Source organism: Kitasatospora sp. NPDC091257 (assembly GCF_044757675.1).
In the GTDB taxonomy this organism is placed as follows: Bacteria; Actinomycetota; Actinomycetes; order Streptomycetales; family Streptomycetaceae; genus Kitasatospora; species Kitasatospora lactacystinica.
Genome location: NZ_JBIVVI010001351.1, coordinates 1 through 2,265, shown reverse-complemented (window position 1 = coordinate 2,265; position 2,265 = coordinate 1). Strand labels below are relative to the sequence as shown.

Genomic DNA, 2,265 nt, shown 5'->3' with positions numbered 1-2,265 from the left:
CGGGGTTGAGGTACTCGTCCAGGAGGTACGCCCGCACCCCGGCGATCGGGCCGCCGAGACCGGGGCGCCGCGCCGCGTCGAACGGCTGGGTCAGCGCGTAGACGGTGGCCTCGGTCGGACCGTAGAAGTTGTGGCCGGCGGTGTCGGGGTGCTCCCGCAGCCGCTGCCACAGCGCCTGGCCGACGGCCTCGCCGCCGAGCAGCAGGAGGCGCGGCGCGGGTGCGTCCAGCAGCCCCTCCTCGATCAGCTGCTCGGTGTAGGACGGGGTGAGGTGCAGGGCGTCGATCCCGGCGGCGGCCGTGTGGCGGACCAGCGCCGCCGGGTCGCGGCGCAGCTCGTCGCCGATCAGGTGCAGCTCGTGCCCGGCGAACATCCAGAGCAGGGGCTCCAGGGAGGCGTCGAAGCAGAGCGAGGCGGTGAGCGCGATCCGCTGCCGGCCGTGGGCCTCCTCGGTGCCCCGGATCAGGGCGGCGCGGTGGGCGGCGAGCAGGGCGGCGACGGCGCCGTGCGGCACCACGACGCCCTTGGGGCGGCCGGTGGAGCCGGAGGTGTAGATGACGTAGGCGGCGTCGCCCGGGTCGAGGGCGCACCACCCCGGGTCGGGCGCGGCGCCCTCGGCGTCCTCGGCCGGCGGGGCGACGTCGGCCGGCGGGGCGACGTCCAGGACGGGCAGGCCGGCCAGCACCTCGGGCAGCGGCCAGCGGTCGTCGGTGAGGGCGAGCGCCGGGCGGGCGTCGGCGAGCATGTGGGCGGTGCGCTCGGCCGGGTACTCGGCGTCCAGCGGCAGGTAGGCGCCGCCGGCCTTGTGCACGGCGAGCATGGCGACCACCGTCTCCGCCGAGCGCGGCAGGGCGAGGGCGACCACCGACTCCCGCCCGGCGCCCGCGGCCCGCAGGCGGTGGGCGAGCCGCTCGGCCCGGGTGTCCAGTTCGGCGAAGGTCAGCCGGACCTCGCCGCAGACCAGCGCGACGGCCTCCGGGGTGCGGGCGGCCTGGGCCGCGAAGGCGGCGGGCAGCAGCGGGAGTTCGGCCGGCAGGGCGGCGCCGGCCGCCGGGAGCGCGGCACGCTCCTCGGACGACAGCAGCTCGATGCGGCCGATCGGCAGCTCGGGCCGGGCGGCCACCGCCGCCAGCAGCCGCGCGAGGCGCACGGCGACGGCCTCGACCGTCTCCCGGTCGAAGAGGTCGGTGGCGTAGTCGAGGGCGCAGTCGATCCCGGCGGGCTCGCCGTCGGGGCCGAAGGACTCCTCGGCGATCAGGCTGAGGTCGAACTTGGCGGAGCCGTTGCCCGCCGCGAGCGGCTCGACGTGCAGGCCCGCCGTGGCCGGCTCGGCCCGCTCGTTGCTCTGGAGCACCAGCATGACCTGGAACAGCGGGTGGCGGGCCAGCGAGCGGGCCGGCCTGAGCTCCTCCACCAGGCGCTCGAAGGGCACGTCCTGGTGGGCGTAGGCGCCGAGGGCGGTCTCCCGGGCGCGGCCGAGCAGTTCGGCGAAGCTCGGGTTCCCGGACGTGTCGGTGCGCAGCACCAGGGTGTTGACGAAGAAGCCGACCAGCTCGTCCAGCGCCTCGTCGCCGCGCCCGGCCACCACCGAGCCGATCGGGACGTCGGTGCCCGCGCCGAGGCGGGTGAGCAGCGCGGCGAGGGCCGCCTGCACGGTCATGAACAGGGTGACCCGGTGGGCCCGGGAGAGCGCGACCAGTTCGCGGTGGCACTCGGCGTCCAGGGTGAGCGCCACCCGGTCGCCGCGGTGGGAGGCGACGGGCGGGCGGGGGCGGTCCAGCGGCAGCGTCGCCTCGTCCGGGAGGTCCGCCAGGGTCTCGCGCCAGTGGGCGAGCTGGCGGGCCGCCAGGCTCTCGGGGTCGCTCTCCTCGCCGAGCAGCTCGCGCTGCCAGAGCGCGTAGTCGGCGTACTGGACGGGCAGCGGCGCCCGGCCGGGGGCGGCGCCCTCGGCGCGGGCCGCGTAGGCGCCGGTGAGGTCGCGGACCAGCGGGCCGAGGGACCAGCCGTCGCTGGCGATGTGGTGCAGCGCCAGGACCAGCACGTGCTCCTCGGCCGCGACCCGCAGCAGGGCGGCGCGGACGGGGAGTTCGGTGCGCAGGTCGAAGGCGTGGCGGCACAGTCCGGCCACCGTGGCGGCCACCTCGTCGGCGGGGCAGTCCCGGGTGTCGAGCGGGACCACGGCCTCCCCGGCCGGAAGGACGCGCTGGTACGGGGTGCCGTCGAACTCCTCGATCAGGGTGCGCAGGCTCTCGTGCCGGGCGACCA

Annotated in this window: 1 protein-coding gene; it reads right to left on the bottom strand. The window is 77.4% G+C overall.

Translation table 11 applies throughout. From position 1 onward, the window contains the following. Positions 1-2,265: condensation domain-containing protein (locus ACIQOV_RS38165; RefSeq protein WP_401055357.1), on the bottom strand; the 2,265-nt coding region annotated here is incomplete at both ends.